The organism is Acinetobacter sp. YH12041, from assembly GCF_013419975.1.
Taxonomy (GTDB): Bacteria; Pseudomonadota; Gammaproteobacteria; order Pseudomonadales; family Moraxellaceae; genus Acinetobacter.
Genome location: NZ_VOZC01000003.1, coordinates 17,306 through 39,201, shown reverse-complemented (window position 1 = coordinate 39,201; position 21,896 = coordinate 17,306). Strand labels below are relative to the sequence as shown.

Here is a 21,896-nt window from a genome sequence, read left to right as displayed (position 1 = left end):
AACAGAGTACAAATGGATGACTAAAACTCGTGTAATTTATCCGGGAACTTTTGATCCGATCACCAATGGCCATATTGATTTGGTGACCCGCGCAGCAAAGATGTTTGATGAAGTTGTAGTTGCAATTGCCATCGGACATCACAAAAACCCGGTATTTAGTCTGGAAGAACGAGTTGAACTGGCCCAAACGTCATTAAGCCATTTGAACAATGTTGAATTTGTAGGATTTGATGGCCTGCTGGTGAACTTCTTCCGCGAGCAGGATGCCACAGCGGTATTGCGTGGTTTACGTGCAGTGTCCGATTTTGAGTATGAATTCCAGCTGGCCAACATGAACCGTCAACTGGATTCTCATTTTGAAGCGGTGTTTTTAACTCCTTCAGAGCAATATTCTTTTATTTCATCCACATTGGTGCGTGAAATTGCTCGTTTAAGAGGTGATGTGACCAAGTTTGTTCCGCCAAACGTGGTTGAAGCCTTCGAGCGTAAACTTCAGCAAGGTTGGTAGAGTGTCTTTATATATCACCGATGAATGTATCAATTGTGATGTCTGTGAACCTGTCTGTCCGAATGAGGCAATTTTCATGGGTGACGTCATCTATGAAATTAACCCGGACTTATGTACAGAGTGCGTCGGGCATCACGACAAACCACAATGCCAGTTATTTTGTCCTGTGGACTGTATCCCGCTTGATCCGAACCATGCCGAGACGCGTGAGGAGCTTCAGGCCAAGTATGAAAAACTGACTGCTCAAAAAACATCAAGCAATTAGTCGCCAGATTTGGTACTATGCGGCTCGAAGTGAGCCAGACGATCGCTGCTGTGGAGATCTCCGTGATTGAAGCAGGGGAGGAAAGTCCGGGCTTCATAGGGCAAGGTGCCAGGTAACGCCTGGGCGGCGTGAGCCGACGGAAAGTGCAGCAGAGAGTAGACCGCCTTCATTATGGTTCTGAGTAATCGGAATCGGAGGTAAGGGTGAAAGGGTGCGGTAAGAGCGCACCGCATGACTGGTAACAGTTCATGGCATGGTAAACCCCACCGGAAGCAAGACCAAATAGGGATCCTTTAGGCATGGCCCATGCTGGATCCGGGTAGGTCGCTTGAGCGTATGAGTGATTGTACGCCTAGAGGAATGATCGTTCTCGACAGAACCCGGCTTATCGGCTCACTTCACCAAATTTTGATCAATCAGCACAATATGGGCTTGACGTTCTAAACAGAAAAACCCATAATGCGCGCACAGTTTAAGGCTATGTAGCTCAGTTGGTTAGAGCACCGCACTCATAATGCGGGGGTCACAAGTTCAAGTCTCGTCATAGCCACCATATTCTGAAAAAACCCACTCCGATTGAGTGGGTTTTTTTATGGCTGATGTTTTGTGGCTTCATTGGTTAAAAATCTAAAAAGCCTTACAATAGTTAAAATAAAACAAATAACAAGAATATGTATGATGATTAAAAATTTAATGCTATCAACTCTGATTTTCTTTATTGCTTTACCTGTTTTTGCTGCAGATTCAATTAAGTCACTTCCTTTTAAAGAAAAAAGTATTTCCAAAGCAGAAATACGATCAATTTGTCAGAAAATAAAACTTAGTTGTGATGAGAGTGGTGCAAAACTTTGGGTAGTTAAAATTGCTGAAGCTGAAAAATATTATTTAATTAATGAAAATTTACAAATGATTCAGCTTTCAAAACATCTTGGAAAGTATCAAATCGTTGATTATTGGGATCTAACCAGGTATCAACAGGTTTATGCGCTTGAAGAGAATGAGATCAGTGAAGAGTTTATATATCCTGCCCTATATCCGTTGAATCGGAACAGTTATGCGGTTGCTTTAGTGTTTAGTTCATCTACAAGCTATGCAGGCGGAGGTCGAAGCGAGCAGATTGCACAATTTATTCAATTATTGCCTAAAGGAAAAGCACACCGGGTTCTTGAAGACATACCTTTTTATTCTTATGAGCGAATTAAAGCGTGCTTTGGTGAGCAGGACTATAAGAGATCCTCTTCACACTGTCATGATGAACACTACACCGTACTCTCAATTAATTATCAGGATATTGGGAAACCCTACTATCAATGGGATCTAACTTATACTAAAACCGATTGGCCTGCAGATAAGGCAAGGAAAAAGGTACGGAAGAGAACGGTGGTCGTTACCCCTTATCGCTAAGTGATTTGAAATAATTAATCAGTGATACCACATCATCCGTCTGCAAATGTTCACGCATTTTTAGAAACTGCTTTTCATCTAAGTCATAAAGCTTAAGTGACAGCAGTTTTTTTATATCTTCCTCAGGGAAACGATACTTAATAATTTTCGCAGGTACACCGCCAACGACTGCATAAGTTGGTACATCTTTCGTCACAACCGCACCTGTTGCCACCACAGCACCTTCGCCTAGCGTCACACCTTGCATAATCATGGCGCGCGAGCCAATCCAGCAACCATCGCCAATGACTGTGTCGCCAGCAGGTACAAAACTGCGTGTATCGAACGGAAATGCTGAAATCCAGTCAGTACGATGCAACTGATTGCCACCCATCATAATTACGCATTCTGCGCCAAAGCAGACGAAATTGCCGATATAAAGCTGGTCAATTGGTTTCTCTGGTGTGGCTGGTTTGTCATGCAGATAACGCACCACACAACGCTCGAAACCTTGATCCCAATAAGCTGAGTAATAGCTGTAATTGCCCTTGATATGAATATTTGGATTCTTCACGGTTTTGGAGATGAATTCGAACTCGCACCAATGGTTCACAGGGGAATTAATCAGTTTTTCAGCCATAACCAAAATACAAAAATAAGGAATACGCCATTATAGCGAATTGGTCTCTAAGCTGGAGAACAATCCCATTCAATAACTGGCCTGATCAGGGTTAAGTTTTACATGGCCTTAGCGGATTGAGGAATACGCGCAATGACTTTGATTTCGAAGTCAAAACCTGCCAGCCAGGTCACCCCCACAGCTGTCCAATTCGGATAGGGCCTTTGCGTAAAAATCTCGTTTTTAACTTTCATAATACTCTCAAATTGCTGTTCAGGATCGGTGTGAAAGGTGGTGACATCGACAATATCATTGAAAGTACAGCCAGCTGCTGCCAATGTAGCAGCCAAGTTTTCAAAGGCTTGTTCTACCTGTTTCTCAAAGTCAGGTTCAGGACTACCATCTTCACGACTACCAACCTGACCAGAAACAAATAATAAATCTTCTGATTTGATGGCAGCAGAATAACCATGCTGTTCATACAAAGCATGGCGATCTTGGGGAAATATTGCAGTTCTAGTCATGATAATCCTCGCTCAATATTTAATTTATACGTATTTTAGAAAGCAGTTCAAATTTTCACATACGCATCGTATGTAAACATAATTGACATACGATGCGTATGTCAATTAAAATTTTTCACAATGCTGATGGAAACAACATATGTCTGTACGTGAACAAAAAATGGCGGAAACCCGCAAAAAACTCATAGAAGTCGCACGTCGTACATTTGCTGAATACGGTTATGCGGACACTTCCATGGATAAGCTCACGGCAGAAGCGGGGCTGACCCGGGGTGCGCTATACCATCATTTTGGAGATAAGAAAGGCTTGTTTGCCGCCGTGGTCGATCAGATTGATTCAGAAATGGCTGAATATGCCGGGCAACATCTGGAGCAGCCTGATGATCTGTGGGAAGGATTAATGCTTGAAGGGCGTACCTATATCGAACATGCATTAAATGCTGAGTTTCAACGGATTGTGCTACGTGATGGTCCGGCAGTATTAGGGGACCCCGCACATTGGCCAAGTCAAAATAAATGCCTGCAGTCGACACGTGAATGTGTAGAACAGTTACTGGCTGAAGGTAGATTAAAACCAGTCGATGCACTTGCTGCGGCAGTCTTGCTCAATGGTGCAGCAATGAATGCAGCACTATGGGTCGCTTCTAGTGAGGATCCTGCACAGGTCTTACCTCAGGCTTTACAGGCCTTTGAAGCATTGGCATCTGGCTTCTTAAAATAAAATCGATGGAAATTTCTAGAATCAATAAAAAACCCCTCATCTGAGGGGTCTTACAGCCTAAAATATCTAGTTAAAAATTAGATATATTCAACGCTTACAATTTCGTATTCGACTTCACCTTGTGGTGTCACGATTTTCACATCGTCGCCTTCGTTTTTACCCAGCAGGCCACGCGCGATCGGAGAGTTCACAGAGATCTTGTTGATCTTAAAGTCTGCTTCATCATCACCTACGATTTTGTAAGTTTTGCGTTCTTCAGTGTCTAGATTCTCAATAGTCACAGTGACACCAAAAACTACACGACCGTTTTGCTCCAGTTCTTTAACATCAATCACCTGGCAAGCGCCCAGTTTACCTTCGATGTCCTGAATACGGCCTTCACAGAAACCTTGCTGCTCACGCGCAGCATGATATTCCGCGTTTTCTTTTAAATCCCCATGCTCACGTGCCTCTGCAATCGCTGCAGTAATACGTGGACGATCCACAGTTTTCAGTTGGTGTAATTCTTTCTCTAAGGCAAGTTTGCCTTCGGGAGTCATAGGATAACGTTGCATAGTTGTCCCTCAGTAATAAAAATGAAAGTCTATAAATGAAAAAAAGCCCGCCACCGAGAAGGTGACGGGACTTCTCAGTAACGAATTAACCTACTGTTAAATCTTGCAAACGATATACATCCATTGGCAATTTAATTGCTAAAGCTTGGCATACAGCATCAGCACCATTCAGGGTAGTGGTATGGTATACCTTACCTTGAAGCGCAGAGCGACGGATCGAGAATGAATCCTGCTGAGCTTGTTTACCTTCAGTGGTATTGATAATGAGGTGAATTTCACCATTTTTCAAGCGGTCTACAATGTTTGGACGGCCTTCGGTTACTTTATTTACACGTTCACATTCAATACCTGCAGCTTTAATTACATCGTATGTGCCGCCAGTCGCAAGAATCTTGAAGCCGAAGTCAGCAAGCTGCTTCGCAATACCTACCGCACGTGGTTTATCAGAATCACGTACAGAGATGAATGCATGTTTCACTTCGCCTTCAGTTGGCAGACCTGGTAAACGATCGTTAGAGCCTAGAACAGCTTTGTAGAACGCTTCACCAAATGTTTTACCAACGCCCATTACTTCGCCTGTTGATTTCATTTCAGGGCCAAGGATCGGGTCAACACCAGGGAATTTGTTGAATGGGAATACTGCTTCTTTCACAGAGAAGTGAGCAGGGATAATCTCTTTGGTAAAGCCTTGAGACTCAAGAGATTGGCCAGCCATACAACGTGCAGCTACTTTTGCTAAAGATTCACCGATACATTTAGAAACGAACGGAACCGTACGAGAAGCACGAGGGTTCACTTCCAGAATGTAAACATCATCACCTTTAACTGCAAACTGAACGTTCATCAAGCCTACAACGCCAAGCTCTTTAGCCATAGCGATGGTTTGACGACGCATTTCGTTTTGCACGTCTTCAGACAATGAATATGGAGGAATCGAACATGCAGAGTCACCAGAGTGAATACCGGCTTGTTCAATGTGCTGCATAATACCGCCGATCACCACGTCTTTACCGTCAGATACGCAGTCCACGTCAACTTCAATCGCATCATCAAGGAAGTGATCCAGAAGAACAGGCGCTTCATTCGATGCTTGTACAGCATCACGTAAGTAGCGTTTTAATTCTTCGTCGTTATACACGATTTCCATCGCGCGACCACCGAGTACGTATGAAGGACGTACAACCAGTGGATAACCCACTTTAGCTGCTTCTGCCATACCTTCTTCAGCAGATTTTACGATGCTGTTATTAGGTTGACGAAGTTGCAGACGTTGAATCATTTGTTGGAAACGTTCACGGTCTTCTGCACGGTCAATCGCATCTGGAGATGTACCGATAATTGGCGCACCAGCTTCTTCCAAAGCACGAGCCAGTTTCAGTGGAGTCTGACCGCCGTACTGCACGATAATACCTTTCGGCTTTTCAGTACGTACGATTTCAAGAACGTCTTCAAGTGTAATCGGTTCGAAGTACAGACGGTCTGAAGTGTCATAGTCGGTAGAAACTGTTTCAGGGTTACAGTTCACCATGATGGTTTCATAACCGTCATCACGCATTGCCAGGGCAGCGTGTACACAGCAGTAATCGAATTCGATACCTTGACCGATACGGTTAGGACCACCACCAATCACCATGATCTTGTCACGGTTAGACGGATTAGATTCACACTCTTCATCGTAAGTTGAGTACATGTACGCTGTATCAGATTCAAACTCTGCTGCACATGTATCCACACGTTTGTAGACTGGAGTTACGCCCAGATTCCAACGGTGCTTACGGAATTGTTTTTGTGAAATACCCATCAGGTTGGCAATACGGTGGTCAGATAAACCTTTACGTTTAAATGAACGGATATTGTCAGCGTTAAGATCACCAAAACCTAAAGATTTGATTTGTTCTTCAGTTTTAACGATGTCTTCGATCTGGATCAGGAACCAGCGGTCAATATTGGTTGCCGCAAATACTTCATCAAGCGTGAAACCGTGACGGAATGCATCAGCCACATACCAGATACGTTCTGGACCTGGAACTTTAAGTTCTTGAAGAATCTTCTCGCGCGCACCTTCAGTACCCACTTCGATTTTTTCATCAAAACCAGTTGCGCCAACTTCAAGACCGCGAAGTGCTTTGTTCACAGACTCCTGGAAGTTACGGCCGATCGCCATCACTTCACCTACAGATTTCATCTGTGTAGTCAGTGTTGCATCAGCTTGCGGGAATTTTTCGAAGTTGAAACGTGGAATCTTGGTAACAACGTAGTCAATTGCTGGTTCGAACGATGCTGGAGTTGTACCGCCAGTGATGTCGTTTTTCAGCTCATCAAGGGTATAACCAACAGCCAGTTTCGCTGCGATTTTCGCAATCGGGAAACCAGTCGCTTTAGATGCCAGTGCAGATGAACGCGATACACGCGGGTTCATCTCGATGATTACCATACGACCATCTTTCGGGTTAATACCGAACTGAACGTTAGAACCACCCGTTTCAACACCGATTTCACGAAGAACTGCTAAAGATGCATTACGCATCAACTGGTATTCTTTATCAGTCAGTGTTTGTGCAGGCGCAACAGTGATCGAGTCACCGGTGTGTACGCCCATTGGGTCAAAGTTTTCGATCGCACATACAATGATACAGTTGTCGTTTTTGTCACGAACAACTTCCATCTCGTACTCTTTCCAGCCAATCAATGATTCATCGATCAATAATTGGTGAGTAGGAGAGAGGTCGAAACCGCGTTCACAGATTTCCAGGAATTCTTCACGGTTGTAAGCAATACCACCGCCTGAACCACCCATCGTAAATGATGGACGGATAATCACAGGGAAACCGAAGCGCGCTTGAATCTCAAGTGCTTCTTCCATTGATTCAGCAATAGCCGCTTTTGGACATTCCAGACCAATTTTACGCATTGCTTCGTCAAACAACTTACGGTCTTCTGCTTTTTCGATCGCTTCTTTGGTCGCGCCGATCAGTTCAACGTTGTATTTTTCAAGAATACCGTTGGCATCCAGTGCAAGGGCACAGTTCAGTGCAGTCTGGCCACCCATCGTTGGAAGCACAGCATCTGGACGTTCTTTTTCAATAATTGCTGCAACAGTCTGCCAGGTAATCGGTTCGATATACGTCGCATCTGCCATTGCAGGGTCGGTCATAATGGTCGCTGGGTTAGAGTTCACCAGAATAACGCGGTAGCCTTCTTCACGAAGCGCTTTACATGCTTGAGCACCTGAGTAGTCAAACTCACATGCTTGACCGATGACGATCGGACCAGCACCAATGATCAAGATGCTTTTAATGTCAGTACGTTTAGCCATGATGCTTCCTTAATTACTTCTTAGATGCTTCGATAAGTTCGATGAAATGATCGAACAATGGTGCGCAGTCATGTGGACCAGGGCTTGCTTCAGGGTGACCCTGGAAGCTGAACGCAGGTTTATCTGTACGATGAATACCTTGGTTCGTACCATCAAACAGTGAGCGATGAGTCACACACAATACCGCAGGCAAGGTGCTTTCATCCACTGCGAAGCCGTGGTTTTGAGAAGTAATCATCACTGTACCAGTTTCGATGTTCTGTACAGGATGGTTAGCGCCATGGTGACCGTGCGGCATTTTTACCGTTTTAGCACCCGATGCAAGAGCAAGAATCTGGTGACCTAAGCAGATACCAAATACTGGAATTTCAGTTGTTTCAACAATTGTTTTTACAGCTTCAATTGCGTAGTCACATGCAGCTGGATCGCCAGGACCATTTGACAGGAATACGCCATCTGGATTTAACGCAAGTACTTTTTCAGCAGGAGTTTGTGCAGGCACCACAGTTAATTTACAGCCGCGGTCTGCGAGCATACGCAAGATGTTGGTTTTGACACCGTAGTCGTATGCAACTACATGGAATTTAAGTTCAGGTTGAGTAAAGCCTTTGCCAAGTGCCCATGAGCCTTCAGTCCATTCGAAACCGGTCGGATCACAGCATTCTTTCGCAAGGTCTAAACCACTTAAACCACCGAATGCACGTGCTTTTTCGACTGCTTCTTCTTCAGTGATGTTTTCACCCGCAAGGATACAACCGTTTTGTGCACCTTTATCACGCAAAATTCGAGTTAATCGTCGCGTGTCGATGTCAGCAATGGCAACTACATTGTGCTGTTTTAAATAATCACCGAGTGATTGATTCGCACGGAAGTTACTATGTAGTAAAGGAAGGTCACGGATAATTAAACCGTTTGCCCATACTTTATGAATACGACCTGATTCAGCGTCTTCTTCGTTGCAACCTGTGTTACCGATATGTGGGTAAGTTAGCGTTACAAGCTGCTGTGCATAACTAGGATCAGTCAAAATTTCTTGATAGCCAGTCATGGCAGTGTTGAAAACGACTTCACCAGTCGTACAACCCGATGCGCCAATTGAAGTACCTTTAAAGATAGTTCCGTCGGCAAGGGCTAAAATTGCTGGGGTGCTCAAACCAAAGCTCCTGAAATTTAGGCTGTAAAAAAGCGAGTAGACGAAAAAAAAGGAAGGTTAATTTTTAAACCTACCCTCCTATGTCTGCTCGCTTGAACTTAACACGGCATTATACGCAGAACCACCCCCCAAGTCCAATAGCTTTACAGCAAAAGTATGAGATAAATGGCTTGCTTTTTGCTTGAAAGTCTGTTTTACGAACAACGTAAAAAAATGTAAGCAATTAAGAATTGTCTAACAAATCAAATCTTAATTTTTATCAAAACTACTAATATGGATGAGTCGTAATATAACTATAGGAATAAGACACATGACTACAGCAGCGAAATCTTCCCAATCCAAGAAAAAGATCAATACCGTGGTTTCAGAAACGACTGAACAGCTTGAAAAAGTAGCAGCTGAAGCCAAAGAACAGGTGGTGGAAACCATCGAAGAAAGCAAAGAGAAACTTGAAGTCGAAGCGAAACAGCTGGGTGATACTGTGCAGGAGCAGTTACGTCAGTTGAAACAGGATCTGTTGCAACGGATCGATACTTTGAAAGAGCAGTTATTTGGTTCGCAAAAAGAACTGACTGAATTAACCAGCTTTATCAAAACCGAATTTACTGCAGTCATTGAAGACTTATCCAATATGGGTAAGGAACTGAAAGAAGATGTCAGCCAGATCTCGACCAAACATAAAGAGCATCTGACTGGTACATTCAAGCGATCAAAAGACAGTACCATTGAAGTTCTAAAAAAGGTCAAACCCATGGTAAAAGCTGAAAGTTCAGAAAAAAGCCCTGAGCTGAAGAGTTAAGGGAAGACGCTGACTTAAATTGCATGAAAGGAGAACTGGATACGTTCTCCTTTGTCTTTTTGAGGCAAAACGGACTCACAATAATAATGAAAGGGGGTCACGATGCAGCAGCATTATTTTGTAGGTGTACTTTGTTTACTGACGCTAATTATGATGCTTAATCTGGAAAGTTGGTTGATGCGTGCACTTTATCTCGGTGTGATGATGTTATGTCTGGGATTCTTTGGACTAACTTTTGGAACGATTATCCTGATCATCTTCACGTTAACTGTAATTTTTTATGCCGCGGTAAAATCAGTGCAGGACAATTACCGCTTACATCACTAAAATGTCGAAAACAATTAAAATGAACTCTTAGTCTATCAGCTTAAATATCGTTTAAATTATTATTAAAGTAGCCAGCCCTAAGTGTTGAGAGCAGGCTAATTATTTCAATTTAATATTGACCTGAATCTACGTAGAGAAAATACAGAAAAATATTTTCTTCAAGCTATAACAGCGAACTTTGAGCGGATGAGCCGGAAAAGCCCATAAAAAAACGTGAGACTTTAATGCTCACGTTTTTTAATATCTTTGTTATCCAGCAAATGCTTTTAATCTGCATTAAAAGACATGCAGCCAATCCCGTTTATTGTGGAAGTCTGCTTCTGGGCTGCTGTGCTGCATCGCAAAGTATTGATCACCTTGTGAGGTTTTTAATACTGCTGTCAGACCAATAAACAGGTCTGCCCATTTAAGTTTATGCTCAACCATAAACTCGGTCAGATCCAGACTGACATTCAGACCATAATGGGTACGTTTAAGCTGATTCAGTTCGATATCGTATGCAGCAGGTGGCGGCATATCTTCCGGATAGCGATATTCCTCAAACTGATAGGCTTGCCAGGCCTGAGAAGGAGAGAGATTGATTTCACGATAATAATCTTCACCCTGAACCCCGATAAAGATTTCAAAGCAGGTCTGTTCCCACAAAAAATTACGACGGGGATGTGCAGTAACCATTTCTGGCCACAGCACGTACTGGTTGGGATCGCGCAACCAAAATCCGACATTCAAGCTGCATGGATTTTGCTGTTCGATGGCACCGACCAATGAGATTGCCTGAAAACGGCGATCAAATGCGCTGAGTTCGTAACTGGCCATAAATCCTGTACTTAGTTAGAAAGATGGGCAAAACGGACAAGATTGGATAACTTCTGGTTTTGCTTTGGAGCTTTCTTGTAAAGCAGCGCAATTTTACCAATAGTTTGTACCACTTCAGCACCTGTAGTTTCTGAAAGTTCAGCAATGAGTGCTGCACGTGCTTCACGGTCTTCAGCCACAACTTTTACTTTAATGAGTTCGTGATCATTAAGGGCACGATTTAGCTCTTCAACTACAGATTCAGTTAAGCCTTTGTCACCAAGCATTACAACTGGGTTTAATGCATGTCCAATTTGACGTAAACGCTTACGTTCCTGAACAGATAAAGACGCCATGAGAGATAACCTGATTTTTAAAACGGCTTAGTATAGCAAAAGCGAAAAACAAACGCTGTAAATTCTCAGGAAATAATCACTTATAAATAATCGGAAATCACACCGGAATACTCAGATTTAGATACACATGTATACTGCAAAAAATGTGTTTTTCACGTACAATGAATCATTAGAAGTTTTTTTTATTTAGAGAGTTATGGCAACACGCATTACCAACCAAAAGTTATCTAAAAGTAGTCGTGCGTGGATGAGAGAGCATCTTGATGACTTTTATGTGAAAAAAGCACAAAAAGAAGGTTATCGTGCCCGTGCTGCGTACAAGTTGCTAGAAATTCAGGAAAAATACGGCATTATCAAACCCGGCATGACTGTAGTGGACTTGGGTGCTGCCCCAGGAAGCTGGTCCCAGATTGCCGGAAAACTGGTCGGTGATAAAGGTCTGGTGATTGCATCAGACATCTTGGAAATGGATGCGCTACCTGATGTGACTTTCTTGCAGGGCGATTTCCGTGAACAAGAAGTATTCGATAAATTGTTAAATATTTTAAACGGACGCACAGTAGACGTTGTAATTTCAGATATGGCCCCCAATACATCAGGTAATAGAGCTGTAGATCAACCTCGTCAGATTTATTTATGTGAACTTGCTCTGGATTTTGCCAACAAGGTACTCGGTCCCAAAGGACAGTTTGTAGTGAAAGTATTCCAGGGTTCAGGTTTTGATGAATTTCGTAAAGAAGTCGTCAACAGTTTTGATGTATTGAAGACGATTAAACCTGCTGCATCACGTGCCCGTTCGAAAGAAGTGTTTCTGGTCGGACAGGGACGCAAGAAGGCTTTGAAATAAAGTTTACTTGCCAACACGTTAAAAATTGTGCATTTTGTAGGTTTTTACATTATTGCAAATTGATTTGCAGCTTATTGATTAAGGTCACCCTTCGAGGGCATGATCAAATTAGATTGGAATGGGAAATAAAGCTTTGAGCGATCTTTTTAAGAATGCCGTATTGTGGCTCGTGATACTGGGTGTGCTGGTGTTAATCTTCAGCAACGTCAGTGACCGCAATCAACCGACTACAATGAACTATTCGGAGTTTGTTGCCGCGGTCAATGCTGGCCAAATTAAACAAGTTACAATTGATGGCGAAAGAATTCGCGGTGAAAAATCAAACGGTTCAGAGTTTGAAAGCATTCGCCCGGCAGTTCAAGACCCAGAACTGATGCCAAGCCTGATTAAAAATAATGTGGTCGTTGAAGGTGAAGCGCCTCAACGTCAAGGCTTGCTCATGCAATTGCTGATTGCAAGTTTCCCTGTGCTTCTAATCATTTTGTTATTCATGTTCTTTATGCGCAACATGGGTGGCGGTGCAGGCGGCAAGAATGGCCCAATGAGCTTTGGTAAATCTAAAGCGAAAATGCTATCTGAAGACCAGATCAAAGTAACATTTACTGATGTGGCGGGTTGTGATGAAGCAAAACAGGAAGTAGTCGAAATTGTTGACTTCCTGAAAGATCCTGCAAAATTCAAACGCTTGGGTGCGACTATTCCTAAAGGCGTCCTGATGGTGGGTCCTCCAGGTACAGGTAAAACCTTGCTCGCTAAAGCCATTGCAGGTGAAGCAAAAGTTCCATTCTTTAGTATCTCAGGTTCTGACTTCGTTGAAATGTTTGTCGGTGTCGGTGCATCTCGTGTACGTGACATGTTCGAACAGGCAAAACGACATGCACCATGTATCATCTTCATTGATGAGATTGATGCAGTCGGTCGTCATCGTGGTTCAGGTACAGGTGGCGGTCATGATGAACGTGAACAGACTTTGAACCAGATGCTGGTGGAGATGGACGGTTTCGAAGGCAATGAAGGCATTATCGTCATCGCAGCAACTAACCGTGCTGACGTACTGGATAAAGCCTTACTTCGTCCAGGTCGTTTCGACCGTCAGGTAATGGTAGGTCTGCCAGATATTAAAGGTCGTGAGCAAATCCTGAATGTACACTTGAAGAAACTTCCTTCTACTACAGGTGTAGATGTTAAAGTACTTGCACGTGGTACACCGGGCTTCTCAGGTGCACAGTTGGCGAATCTTGTAAACGAAGCGGCATTATTTGCTGCCCGTCGTAACAAGAACACAGTCGATATGCATGACTTTGAAGATGCGAAAGACAAACTGTACATGGGTCCTGAACGTAAATCGATGGTACTTCGTGAAGAAGAACGTCGTGCTACGGCTTACCATGAAGCAGGTCATGCGATTGTGGCAGAAATGCTTCCAGGTACAGACCCTGTGCATAAAGTTACCATCATGCCGCGTGGCTGGGCATTGGGTGTTACCTGGCAGTTGCCTGAATTTGACCAGACTAGCCATTATAAAGACAAAATGTTGAATGAACTTTCAATCCTGTTCGGTGGTCGTATCGCAGAGGAAGTCTTCATTAACCAGATGTCGACTGGTGCTTCGAATGACTTTGAACGTGCAACTAAAATGGCACGTGCAATGGTGACCAAATATGGTATGTCGGACAAGTTAGGCGTCATGGTCTATGAAGATGACTCTCAACAGTCATTTATGGGTAGCATTGGTACCCGTACGATTTCTGAGGCAACCCAACAACAGGTAGATGCGGAAGTTCGTCGCATCATTGATGAGCAATACAAGGTTGCACGCGATATCCTTGAAAATAACAAAGATATTGCCCATGCCATGGTGAAAGCGCTGCTTGAGTGGGAAACAATTGATCGTGAACAGATTCGTGACATTATGGAAGGTCGTGAGCCAAAACCACCTAAAGTTTATGTTTCAGACAATCCAGTGATTGATGTAACACCGACTGATGGTCCAATGACTCCTCCGCCATTACCAGCGAACTAAGTTAACAATTAAAACCACCTTCGGGTGGTTTTTTTATGGCTATTGTTTTGTCATATCTAGTTGAATGCTATAGTCAATTTATAAAAATCAATGAGTAAAAATAAGAATGAATTTACTTGTTCTGGAATCCAGTATTTATCAGCTACGTTTGGAGCCACTGAGCTGGGAACATTTTGCAGACTTAGAAAATGCATGTGCCGAAGGGGACTTGGGGGAAGTGTTATATAGTTCGGTACCTTACCTACATAAACTTAAACACTACTTTACCCAAGCTTTTGAACAGCAGTCCAAAGGTGAAAGAATGGCTTTTGCCGTGATTGATTTAACTTCAGACCGAGCAATCGGCACCACCAGCTTTCATGATATCAAGCCGGAAATTCCACGTGTTGAAATTGGCTTTACCTGGTATGCCAAACCTTATCAACGAACCTATGTAAACCGGGTCTGTAAATATCTTTTGCTGCAGCATGCATTTGAAGAGCTGAATGCTCAAGTGGTAGGCTTTCGGACTGATCATCTGAATCTTAAAAGTCAAAAAGCTATTGAAGCTCTGGGTGCCAAACAGGATGGCATCATTAGATGTCATATGCTGCGTAAAGATGGCGTGACACTCAGAGATAGTTATATCTATAGTATTTTAAAAAGCGAATGGGTTGATGTAAAAGCGTTACTGCAATCCAAGCTGATGCAATATTCCAATAAGAACTATTTTGAAATCTAGCTATTGAATAGATTGAGCTTTGCTTTATTGATCTTTCCATAAGACAATACCGGGGTTATTGTGAACTAGGATTGAACCATGCAGCTGAAGCCACTACGACCACAGATCTGGACTTTCGGTCATTTGAAACTGGATTTGTCTCAGCCGCATGTGATGGGAATTTTAAATGTGACTCCGGATTCCTTTAGCGATGGGGGGCTGCACAATCAGAAAGATCAGGCAGTAGTAAAAGCCCTGGAAATGATTGCTGATGGTGCCACCGTAATTGATGTGGGTGGTGAATCTACACGTCCAGGTGCATCAGTCGTGGAAGTTGAAGAAGAAATCCGTCGTGTTGTGCCTGTAGTTGAAGAACTGGCCAAGCATGATGTGATCATCTCGATTGATACTTCACAGCCAGAAGTGATTAAAGCAGCCGTGAAAGCGGGTGCACATATCTGGAATGATGTACGCGCGCTCACTCGTCCACAAGCGTTAGAGACGGCAGCAGAACTGAATATTCCGGTGATCATCATGCATATGCGTGGTGAGCCGACTACGATGAATAATCTGGATCAGTATGATGATGTGACTCAGGATGTGATTCGGGAACTGTCACAACGGGTTCAAGATGCTCTAGATGTGGGTGTTAAAGCTGAACATATCATGATTGATCCTGGTTTTGGATTTGCAAAAAATGCCCAGCAAAATTTAAAGCTGTTGCAAGAGTTTTATAAATTGACAGAAATGGGCTATCCGATTTTGTCTGCTTTATCCCGCAAACGTTTTATTGGTGCTGCTCTGAATGGTGCAGAACCACAAGCACGTGCAGTAGGTTCGGCTGCGGCGCATTTGCTGAGCATTCAGCAAGGTGCCTGTATGGTTCGAGCACATGATGTCAAGGTAACAGCAGACGCCATCAAAATCTGGAAAGCTATGCAAAATGCCTAAATCTGGGCTGAAAGACATATAGGAGCACAAGCTGTTTGGCTTTTAAACAGCAATGTGCTATACAGGCACGCTTAAGTTAGATTGTCATCTTTTAGAGTGCCTGTAATGTTTGCAGATTTACTTCTCCCCATGTTCGATGATGAATATTATCCCGATATTCTGGTTGCAGAAATCAAGCAACACATCGAACGTTTTGCTTCAAAAGTATCTAAATCCGGTTTATCAGATCAGGATGTATATCAGCTGGCCCATGAGACTGTGGCAGACATCAATGCCATGAAGCCACAGTTTGAAGATCTGGACTCTTCTCTGGATGATACTGCCGCAGACTATATTGCCGAGGCCATGATGATGGTCGTGCAAGAGCAGGGTCTGTTTGATATTGAAATGGAAGAACTGGTCGTTAATCGCGAATGGTAAAAAAAGCCCTGTTAAACAGGGCTTTTTTTTAATAATCTGAAAATACGTCTTTTAAATTTTTATAATGAATTTCATCCAGTAATTTCTGCTCTTCCAGCATGCAGCTATGATGCAAATCCAGATAATACTGTTTTAAATCTTTTTGATAAGGCACCGGTTCCGGCCCTTTGCTTTGCGATTGCTGATAAGACCAGTAAGCCAGCTGACGGATTTTCTGCAAACGTACCAATAGGGTGCTGCGAGTCGAAACTCTAAAGCAGGGCTCAACTAAAACCGGTACGAGGCTACTGAAAGCAAGCAGGGCCAAACAAGGCAAGGTAATAAATGCTGAGTGAAAATACTGATAATTTATAAATGACAGAATCGCAATCAGGGTTTGCATATACAGGCAGAGTTGCAAACGCTTGGCATAGCGAACAGAACTGTATTTCGCCTGAAACTGGGCGCGCCAGATATAAGGATAGAGCATGCCGATCATTACAATAGTACCTGCACTAAGCGCCTGATATTTTGAAGTCACAAAGTCAGGGTAAAACGGCAGCGAAAAGCACAGGCAACAAAATCCTGTGATCATGATCAGAATACCAATACGTAAATACAGATAGAGATCAGTGGTCTGGTTCAAATATTTATAACGGCCATAGCTGAGGCTGCAAAAGAATGCATCAGGATGGCGTAATTGCAATCTGGCTAGATCAAAAGAACGGGATGCAGACATGGGAAGGGCACATTCTATTGGTGATAATCACGCATAAAAAAAACCAGCTGAATGCTGGAGATTTTCATTGCACCATTCTAATCAGAATTAAAATGGTGCCCGAGGCCAGACTCGAACTGGCACGCTTTGTGGGCGGGGGATTTTAAATCCCCTGTGTCTACCGATTTCACCACTCGGGCATGTGCGCAATAATAGAGGACGAAATAAAGCTTGGCAAGTAAATTTCAATACGTTTGCTTTATTTTCAAGCAATTCAGTAGTTTAAATTAAAAAATTAAATCCATAGTGCTAGATGATAAGCGTGAGAAGTCATGTAATTTTCTATTTCAGGCCGTGATTCATAAAACATTTACAGGTGCTCGTCCAGATAAGTATCGATATCGATGTATTTAATCTTCTTGCACTGCTCATGTTCCAGTTTAAACAAGCGGGTATGTAAATCCGCATAGTGCTGAAGCTGATTTTTCAATTCTTCATTTGGGGAGGTCGGCTTGGAATGAAAAAATAATTTCAGACGTAGTTTCCAGGTTTGTTGATAAGCCCAGAAACAGATGCGACGTAACTGCTGCAGTTGATATTTTTCAGTGCTATTGGTAGCAGGGCGGAACATATTTTCTTTATAGAACCGTACAAAACCAAAACTGATCCCGAAAAAGAATAAAATCCACATGGTCATACTGCTTTGTAGAAAAACCAGATTCAGCGCTTCCAGCACAATGACTACAGTGAGTTTAATCGGTGTATGTCTTAAAAACTGATAGAGGGAATGAGAAGAGTGCCGGATCTGCTTGATCACTAGTGGAACCACCAGCATCAGAAATAACAGAATAGTCAGAATTGCATAAGCTTGCGCCTGAAAGTCTGGGGCAGTTGATAGCTTAGAGGAATAAACATCTTTGAGAACCAGGCTAATCGGTACAAAGATCATGGCAGCCAGCACCCAGGGAATCAGTTCCTTGAGATCACTTAAAATACCCTTGGTCTTGATCTGGCCATAAAACAGATAATTTCTTTTGAAGGCAGCGGGATAAAGCAGTTTAAGTTGCTGCAATAAAAGATCAATCTGTTTGGTTTGCATGATAAAAAGTAAATAAGAAACTTGCCGCCTACTATAGCCAATTTACGCCAGAATGATAGAGATGATCCGGATTTTGCAATTATTAGAGTTGAAGCTAAAGATTTTAATTTTTTAGTGAGGATTTATGCGAAAATAGCCCATTGCATATTTATTTTTTAGGGACAGTTTATGACTGATCAATCTCCTGCGACGCTAAGCGACATCGAAATTTTAGACATCCTTCAAACCATGAAGAATGATGAGCTAGATACGGAAGCAAAAGAAGTTATTCGTCAGGGTGGTAAAGCGGGTCGTCAGGAAGCGCATAAACAGGCGCTGGTCGTATTGAATCAGTCATTTGAAGAAAAATTTGTTGAAGCAGTTTCTCTGGCCCTGAATCTGAATGAAGCCCAAATCAAAAAAATCCGCTATAAGAAAGACCGTATCCGTATTTTAAAAGCGCGTGGTGTTGATTACCTGGCAATTGATGGTGCGGAAACTGCCTTTGTACTGGCACAGATTGCACAGGCGATTCTACGTGAAGATGCGGTCGTCACTCATGACTTACATAATATTTTCCCATTCTGGAAAGAAGGCTGGCCAATGGTGCAATTTGATAATACCTACAAAATTTTGCAGGAAGATATCCAGATCCATTATCAGGCAGTCCTTGAAGCACTTTTATCAAAAATCTAAATTGAATTGAATGTAAAGAAGCACCTTCGGGTGCTTTTTTAATGAGAATAAAATAGGGAAAGCAGCCAACGCACAGGAAAGATAAACAGCCGCCACCAGGTGATGAGTGGATAATAAAAATATTCGCCTATTCTTAAAGTCGAATCAAATCCTTGCCGGCGCCGTTCATAAGGATAGGGAGTCAGCCAGATTGAAAGTAAAATGAGCACAATTGCTATAATCAGAAATACAGGCTGTTGATCTTGCATAAAGAAGAAATAGATTAAATATAAGGCCGAATAAAAACTCAGACAGGCGAGTAGCGCAGCAATATTCATAAAAGTCTCATTATTATTGTTTTTGGAGTTTTAAAAAAATTGAAGAAGAACCAGATTATTCTGATTCTTCTGTCGGTGGCTTTTTCACTTCCAGCATACGTGTAACCAGTAACTGGTCAATCTTGAAATGATCAACATCGACAACTTCAAACTTGTAACCCGCATGTAGCACAATATCTGCAGGACGTGGAATCTTGCGCAGCTTGAACATCATAAAACCAGCTAGGGTTTCATAGTTCTCTTCATCTGGCATTTCATCAATTTCCAGCGCATGTTTGATGTCTTCAATGGGCGTACTACCATCAATCAGCCATGAATTGCTATCACGCTTAATGATCTGCTGGTCTTCTTCCAGGGGAGTAACCCAGTCGCCCATCACGGTAATCATAATGTCGGAAAGGGTAATCACACCTACGACCAAGGCATATTCATTAATAACGACGGCGAACTTTTCCTTGGTTGAACGGAAGCGATCCAGTAATTCAGATAGAGTCAGTGTATCTGGAATGGTTAGAACCGTACGGATGGTATTTTCATTTAACTGAAGTAAAGACTGATTATTCAGAATACGAACCAGAATATCTTTGGAGTCGACATATCCAATCACATCGTCGATATTTTCATTACAGACCAAAAACTTGGAATAAGGAAATTCAGCCAGTTTCTGGCGAATACTGGCTTCCGATTCTTTCAAGGTAAAGAACACCACATTTTCACGTGTGGTCATACTAGAAGGAACATTACGTTCTTCAAGCTCAAACACGTTCTCAATAAAGTGATGTTCCTGTTTCTGTAACACACCTGCCTGAGCACCCGCATCCATTACCGCAGAAATATCCGCAAAGGTAATATTATCATCTCGGATGGTATTCACTTTAAATAAGCGGAACAACAGGTTCGCAATGGCATTGATGAACCAGGCCAATGGTTTACAGATTTTGATAAATACCTGAATCGGATTAATCACCGAGACAGAAATTTTTTCTGGAGCGATCATGGCCAGACGTTTCGGCATCAAGTCCGCAAACAGAATAAATAATGAAGTAACTGCGGTGAAGGACAGACTGAATGCAATCGTTTCAGTCCAGGGACCTTGATAAAATCTGGAAAGTAAATTGATGATATAAGGGCGGAAGGCGCCTTCACCTAAAATACCGCCTAAAATGGCAACGGCGTTTAAACCGATTTGGGAAGCTGCAAAAAAGTCAGCAGAGTTTTCTTGTAAATCTAAAACTTTTTGAGCGCGAATATCTCCCGATTCAGCCAAAATTTTTAATTTGACCTTACGGGCACCTGCAAGCGCGATTTCTGTTAATGATAAAAAACCGGCCCCCGCGATGAGTAATAAGATAATCACGATGTTTTGAAAGAGGCTCACGAATCCACCTGTGGATTAATATGATCTAGCTAAAAATATTTTTAACACAAAAAAAGACTTGAGGTACAAATAAAGCAACTCAAGTCTCTAGAGTATAAGCTTAAAAATGAGCAATTTAGCTAATATTCAATTCAATAATGCGAAAATTGCGAATTATTCATTAAAAATTCACGATTTTCTTCTTCGATCATCTGACGGGCTACATATAGAATCAGCTGACGTAACCAGCGATGGGCGGGATGATGATGCAATAAAGGACACCACGCCATCTTCAATTCAAACTCAGGAATATAGAATGGTGGATCTTTAATGAGTAAGTTCTGGTTTTTGGCTTGCAGACGTGCAATACGGGTCGGTAATGTTGCTACAAGATCGACATTGGCAGCCAGAAGACCAGGCATCTGATAATGACGGGTAAATACCGAAATCTTACGTTTTTGGCCAATACGTTCAAGAGCCTGATCAATCCAGCCGAGACCCGCCTGTTTCTCAGGGTTTACCCCAAAGCCAACGCCCATACCGGTTTTCGATACCCAGATATGCTGTGCATCCAGATAGCTTTTCAGATTCAGGTTGCCCGCAGCCGGATGCTTGTTATTTAACAGGCAAGAAAAGCTGTCACGCCAAACCAGTACCTGATGGAAGCTTTGCGGAATTTCATTAAAACGGTTAATCGCCAGATCAACTTTACCTTGTTCCATGTCACGATAGGACACATCACTTGGGGTTAAGAAGTCGAGCACCACATTCGGTGCTTCTGAACGTAATGCTTTCACCAGGCGTGGTACCAGTGTAGCTTCAGCATAATCTGAAGTCATGATGCGGAAAACACGGTTTGAAGTATAAGGGCGGAACTCGGTACGCGGTTCCAGAATCATGGAAAGATCCGCTAAGGCGTCACGGATACGAGGTTGGAGTTCTAGCGCACGTTCTGTTGGGGTCATACCTTCAGAAGAGCGAATCAGGAGAGGATCATTAAATAAATTTCGTAAGCGACGTAAAATGTTACTCATCGCAGGCTGGGTTACCCCAAGTTGTTCTGCTGCACGCGTGACATTTTTTTCACGTAAAAGTACGTCAAGATAAATGAGGAGATTAAGATCGACCCGCTCCAGATTCATAAAAAAAATACCGAAAATAAAATTATGAAATTATATGGATTATGCCATAACTACTATAGCTTGTGTACGCAACTGATGAAAAAAAGCCCAGCTGATTGTACTGAAATACCTTTTTAGAGTCTCTTTCACCGCAGATTTTGCCAGTCTGAATCCTTCTCTATTTTTAAGAGCAGAAAGGAAATCTGGCTGCCTCTAAAACGAAAGAAAGGTATTTCTGAAAAACAGAGGGAATTAGCAAATAATGTGCCAGGTTTGATAAAAAATATTTCAACAAATAAATGAAAAATAATTCTTTTGAAATAAGTATTCTAGGTTTTAAGGCTTAGAAAATAGACAAAATTTGCTGAA

Annotated in this window: 24 protein-coding genes, 2 tRNA genes and 1 other RNA gene; 14 read left to right on the top strand and 13 right to left on the bottom strand. The window is 42.5% G+C overall.

Translation table 11 applies throughout. The features are described 5' to 3' along the window. The first annotated feature begins 16 nt into the window (after positions 1–16). The 5 genes from coaD (at position 17) to FTU00_RS03530 (ending at position 2,177) form a co-directional block, all read left to right on the top strand. Positions 17–508, top strand: coding sequence for a pantetheine-phosphate adenylyltransferase (gene coaD / locus FTU00_RS03550; RefSeq protein WP_180179103.1), 492 nt, complete (start codon positions 17–19; stop codon positions 506–508). A gap of 1 nt (position 509) precedes the next feature. Beyond that, a complete protein-coding gene (locus FTU00_RS03545) occupies positions 510–773 on the top strand; it encodes a YfhL family 4Fe-4S dicluster ferredoxin (protein WP_034581081.1) in 264 nt (87 codons plus the stop codon). Positions 774–799: 26 nt separating this feature from the next. Beyond that, positions 800–1,177: RNase P RNA component class A (gene rnpB, locus FTU00_RS03540), an RNA gene on the top strand. A gap of 72 nt (positions 1,178–1,249) precedes the next feature. After that, positions 1,250–1,326, top strand: a tRNA-Met gene (locus FTU00_RS03535). A 53-nt stretch (positions 1,327–1,379) separates the two neighbouring features. After that, entirely contained in the window at positions 1,380–2,177 is a 798-nt protein-coding gene (locus FTU00_RS03530; RefSeq protein WP_373686156.1) for a hypothetical protein, read from the top strand. Here FTU00_RS03530 and FTU00_RS03525 read toward each other — a convergent pair. Continuing rightward, positions 2,161–2,796, bottom strand: a complete 636-nt coding sequence (locus tag FTU00_RS03525; protein WP_180179102.1) for a CatB-related O-acetyltransferase — start codon at positions 2,794–2,796, stop codon at positions 2,161–2,163. The two genes, FTU00_RS03530 and FTU00_RS03525, sit on opposite strands and share 17 nt — an antisense overlap. A 98-nt stretch (positions 2,797–2,894) precedes the next feature. Beyond that, positions 2,895–3,299, bottom strand: coding sequence for a RidA family protein (locus FTU00_RS03520; RefSeq protein ID WP_180179101.1), 405 nt, complete (start codon positions 3,297–3,299; stop codon positions 2,895–2,897). A gap of 139 nt (positions 3,300–3,438) precedes the next feature. Between FTU00_RS03520 and FTU00_RS03515 the strand changes: the two genes are divergently transcribed. Beyond that, positions 3,439–4,020, top strand: coding sequence for a TetR/AcrR family transcriptional regulator (locus FTU00_RS03515; protein ID WP_180129881.1), 582 nt, complete (start codon positions 3,439–3,441; stop codon positions 4,018–4,020). A gap of 77 nt (positions 4,021–4,097) precedes the next feature. Here the strand turns inward: FTU00_RS03515 and greA are convergent, their stop codons facing one another. The 3 genes from greA to carA all read right to left on the bottom strand — a co-directional run bounded on the left by greA (position 4,098) and on the right by carA (position 9,043). Then, entirely contained in the window at positions 4,098–4,574 is a 477-nt protein-coding gene (greA, locus tag FTU00_RS03510) for a transcription elongation factor GreA (RefSeq protein WP_005236827.1), read from the bottom strand. 85 nt (positions 4,575–4,659) lie between these two features. Further along, positions 4,660–7,890: a carbamoyl-phosphate synthase large subunit gene (carB, locus tag FTU00_RS03505; protein WP_159123473.1), complete on the bottom strand. Its 3,231-nt coding sequence runs from the start codon at positions 7,888–7,890 to the stop codon at positions 4,660–4,662. Positions 7,891–7,903: 13 nt separating this feature from the next. Further along, positions 7,904–9,043 carry a glutamine-hydrolyzing carbamoyl-phosphate synthase small subunit gene (gene carA / locus FTU00_RS03500; RefSeq protein WP_179992811.1) on the bottom strand — a complete coding sequence of 380 codons (1,140 nt, stop codon included), beginning with the start codon at positions 9,041–9,043 and terminating at the stop codon, positions 7,904–7,906. Between the two features lie 310 nt (positions 9,044–9,353). On the opposite strand from carA, the gene FTU00_RS03495 reads away from it, so the two are divergent. After that, positions 9,354–9,842 (top strand): hypothetical protein, encoded by a 489-nt coding sequence (locus tag FTU00_RS03495; RefSeq protein WP_004784804.1) that lies wholly within the window; start codon positions 9,354–9,356, stop codon positions 9,840–9,842. Between the two features lie 102 nt (positions 9,843–9,944). Beyond that, positions 9,945–10,169: a hypothetical protein gene (locus tag FTU00_RS03490; RefSeq protein ID WP_159123475.1), complete on the top strand. Its 225-nt coding sequence runs from the start codon at positions 9,945–9,947 to the stop codon at positions 10,167–10,169. A gap of 276 nt (positions 10,170–10,445) precedes the next feature. On the opposite strand, the gene FTU00_RS03485 is transcribed toward FTU00_RS03490, so the two are convergent. After that, a complete protein-coding gene (locus FTU00_RS03485; RefSeq protein WP_179992809.1) occupies positions 10,446–10,985 on the bottom strand; it encodes a DOMON-like domain-containing protein in 540 nt (179 codons plus the stop codon). Between the two features lie 11 nt (positions 10,986–10,996). Then, positions 10,997–11,320: a ribosome assembly RNA-binding protein YhbY gene (gene yhbY / locus FTU00_RS03480; RefSeq protein ID WP_180179100.1), complete on the bottom strand. Its 324-nt coding sequence runs from the start codon at positions 11,318–11,320 to the stop codon at positions 10,997–10,999. A 196-nt stretch (positions 11,321–11,516) separates the two neighbouring features. On the opposite strand from yhbY, the gene rlmE reads away from it, so the two are divergent. From rlmE to FTU00_RS03455, 5 genes are all read left to right on the top strand, one after another. Continuing rightward, the gene (gene rlmE / locus FTU00_RS03475) at positions 11,517–12,167 is read left to right on the top strand and encodes a 23S rRNA (uridine(2552)-2'-O)-methyltransferase RlmE (RefSeq protein WP_004784794.1); all 651 of its coding nucleotides are present in this window, start codon (positions 11,517–11,519) and stop codon (positions 12,165–12,167) included. 133 nt (positions 12,168–12,300) lie between these two features. Continuing rightward, positions 12,301–14,190 carry an ATP-dependent zinc metalloprotease FtsH gene (gene ftsH / locus FTU00_RS03470; RefSeq protein ID WP_034170205.1) on the top strand — a complete coding sequence of 630 codons (1,890 nt, stop codon included), beginning with the start codon at positions 12,301–12,303 and terminating at the stop codon, positions 14,188–14,190. 106 nt (positions 14,191–14,296) lie between these two features. Continuing rightward, a complete protein-coding gene (locus tag FTU00_RS03465) occupies positions 14,297–14,911 on the top strand; it encodes a GNAT family N-acetyltransferase (protein ID WP_180179099.1) in 615 nt (204 codons plus the stop codon). 78 nt (positions 14,912–14,989) lie between these two features. Further along, entirely contained in the window at positions 14,990–15,841 is an 852-nt protein-coding gene (gene folP / locus FTU00_RS03460; RefSeq protein WP_005236811.1) for a dihydropteroate synthase, read from the top strand. A gap of 105 nt (positions 15,842–15,946) precedes the next feature. Continuing rightward, complete coding sequence (locus FTU00_RS03455) at positions 15,947–16,261, top strand: DUF5713 family protein (RefSeq protein ID WP_125278212.1); 315 nt, start codon at positions 15,947–15,949, stop codon at positions 16,259–16,261. A 28-nt stretch (positions 16,262–16,289) separates the two neighbouring features. Here FTU00_RS03455 and FTU00_RS03450 read toward each other — a convergent pair whose 3' ends face one another. The 3 genes from FTU00_RS03450 to FTU00_RS03440 all read right to left on the bottom strand — a co-directional run bounded on the left by FTU00_RS03450 (position 16,290) and on the right by FTU00_RS03440 (position 18,057). Beyond that, positions 16,290–16,979: a hypothetical protein gene (locus FTU00_RS03450; protein ID WP_180179098.1), complete on the bottom strand. Its 690-nt coding sequence runs from the start codon at positions 16,977–16,979 to the stop codon at positions 16,290–16,292. A gap of 93 nt (positions 16,980–17,072) precedes the next feature. After that, positions 17,073–17,158: transfer RNA gene (locus tag FTU00_RS03445), tRNA-Leu, on the bottom strand. 170 nt (positions 17,159–17,328) lie between these two features. Beyond that, the gene (locus FTU00_RS03440; protein ID WP_180179097.1) at positions 17,329–18,057 is read right to left on the bottom strand and encodes a hypothetical protein; all 729 of its coding nucleotides are present in this window, start codon (positions 18,055–18,057) and stop codon (positions 17,329–17,331) included. Positions 18,058–18,225: 168 nt separating this feature from the next. Between FTU00_RS03440 and FTU00_RS03435 the strand changes: the two genes are divergently transcribed. Then, positions 18,226–18,732, top strand: coding sequence for a hypothetical protein (locus tag FTU00_RS03435; protein ID WP_159123480.1), 507 nt, complete (start codon positions 18,226–18,228; stop codon positions 18,730–18,732). Positions 18,733–18,770: 38 nt separating this feature from the next. Here the strand turns inward: FTU00_RS03435 and FTU00_RS03430 are convergent, their stop codons facing one another. The 3 genes from FTU00_RS03430 to FTU00_RS03420 all read right to left on the bottom strand — a co-directional run bounded on the left by FTU00_RS03430 (position 18,771) and on the right by FTU00_RS03420 (position 21,548). Then, the gene (locus tag FTU00_RS03430) at positions 18,771–19,049 is read right to left on the bottom strand and encodes a hypothetical protein (protein ID WP_180179096.1); all 279 of its coding nucleotides are present in this window, start codon (positions 19,047–19,049) and stop codon (positions 18,771–18,773) included. 55 nt (positions 19,050–19,104) lie between these two features. Next, positions 19,105–20,427, bottom strand: coding sequence for a hemolysin family protein (locus FTU00_RS03425; protein ID WP_004784777.1), 1,323 nt, complete (start codon positions 20,425–20,427; stop codon positions 19,105–19,107). Positions 20,428–20,558: 131 nt separating this feature from the next. Beyond that, the gene (locus FTU00_RS03420) at positions 20,559–21,548 is read right to left on the bottom strand and encodes a LysR family transcriptional regulator (RefSeq protein WP_004784775.1); all 990 of its coding nucleotides are present in this window, start codon (positions 21,546–21,548) and stop codon (positions 20,559–20,561) included. Between the last annotated feature and the right edge of the window lie 348 nt (positions 21,549–21,896).

Excerpts from the sequence above, each read along its gene's own strand:
- coaD (WP_180179103.1), top strand. The coding sequence starts at position 17 with ATGACTAAAACTCGTGTAATTTATCCGGGAACTTTTGATCCGATCACC.
- FTU00_RS03525 (WP_180179102.1), bottom strand. The coding sequence starts at position 2,796 with ATGGCTGAAAAACTGATTAATTCCCCTGTGAACCATTGGTGCGAGTTC.
- FTU00_RS03520 (WP_180179101.1), bottom strand. The coding sequence starts at position 3,299 with ATGACTAGAACTGCAATATTTCCCCAAGATCGCCATGCTTTGTATGAA.
- FTU00_RS03515 (WP_180129881.1), top strand. The coding sequence starts at position 3,439 with ATGTCTGTACGTGAACAAAAAATGGCGGAAACCCGCAAAAAACTCATA.
- greA (WP_005236827.1), bottom strand. The coding sequence starts at position 4,574 with ATGCAACGTTATCCTATGACTCCCGAAGGCAAACTTGCCTTAGAGAAA.
- carB (WP_159123473.1), bottom strand. The coding sequence starts at position 7,890 with ATGGCTAAACGTACTGACATTAAAAGCATCTTGATCATTGGTGCTGGT.
- FTU00_RS03495 (WP_004784804.1), top strand. The coding sequence starts at position 9,354 with ATGACTACAGCAGCGAAATCTTCCCAATCCAAGAAAAAGATCAATACC.
- FTU00_RS03490 (WP_159123475.1), top strand. The coding sequence starts at position 9,945 with ATGCAGCAGCATTATTTTGTAGGTGTACTTTGTTTACTGACGCTAATT.
- FTU00_RS03485 (WP_179992809.1), bottom strand. The coding sequence starts at position 10,985 with ATGGCCAGTTACGAACTCAGCGCATTTGATCGCCGTTTTCAGGCAATC.
- yhbY (WP_180179100.1), bottom strand. The coding sequence starts at position 11,320 with ATGGCGTCTTTATCTGTTCAGGAACGTAAGCGTTTACGTCAAATTGGA.
- rlmE (WP_004784794.1), top strand. The coding sequence starts at position 11,517 with ATGGCAACACGCATTACCAACCAAAAGTTATCTAAAAGTAGTCGTGCG.
- FTU00_RS03465 (WP_180179099.1), top strand. The coding sequence starts at position 14,297 with ATGAATTTACTTGTTCTGGAATCCAGTATTTATCAGCTACGTTTGGAG.
- folP (WP_005236811.1), top strand. The coding sequence starts at position 14,990 with ATGCAGCTGAAGCCACTACGACCACAGATCTGGACTTTCGGTCATTTG.
- FTU00_RS03455 (WP_125278212.1), top strand. The coding sequence starts at position 15,947 with ATGTTTGCAGATTTACTTCTCCCCATGTTCGATGATGAATATTATCCC.
- FTU00_RS03450 (WP_180179098.1), bottom strand. The coding sequence starts at position 16,979 with ATGTCTGCATCCCGTTCTTTTGATCTAGCCAGATTGCAATTACGCCAT.
- FTU00_RS03440 (WP_180179097.1), bottom strand. The coding sequence starts at position 18,057 with ATGCAAACCAAACAGATTGATCTTTTATTGCAGCAACTTAAACTGCTT.
- FTU00_RS03435 (WP_159123480.1), top strand. The coding sequence starts at position 18,226 with ATGACTGATCAATCTCCTGCGACGCTAAGCGACATCGAAATTTTAGAC.
- FTU00_RS03430 (WP_180179096.1), bottom strand. The coding sequence starts at position 19,049 with ATGAATATTGCTGCGCTACTCGCCTGTCTGAGTTTTTATTCGGCCTTA.
- FTU00_RS03420 (WP_004784775.1), bottom strand. The coding sequence starts at position 21,548 with ATGAATCTGGAGCGGGTCGATCTTAATCTCCTCATTTATCTTGACGTA.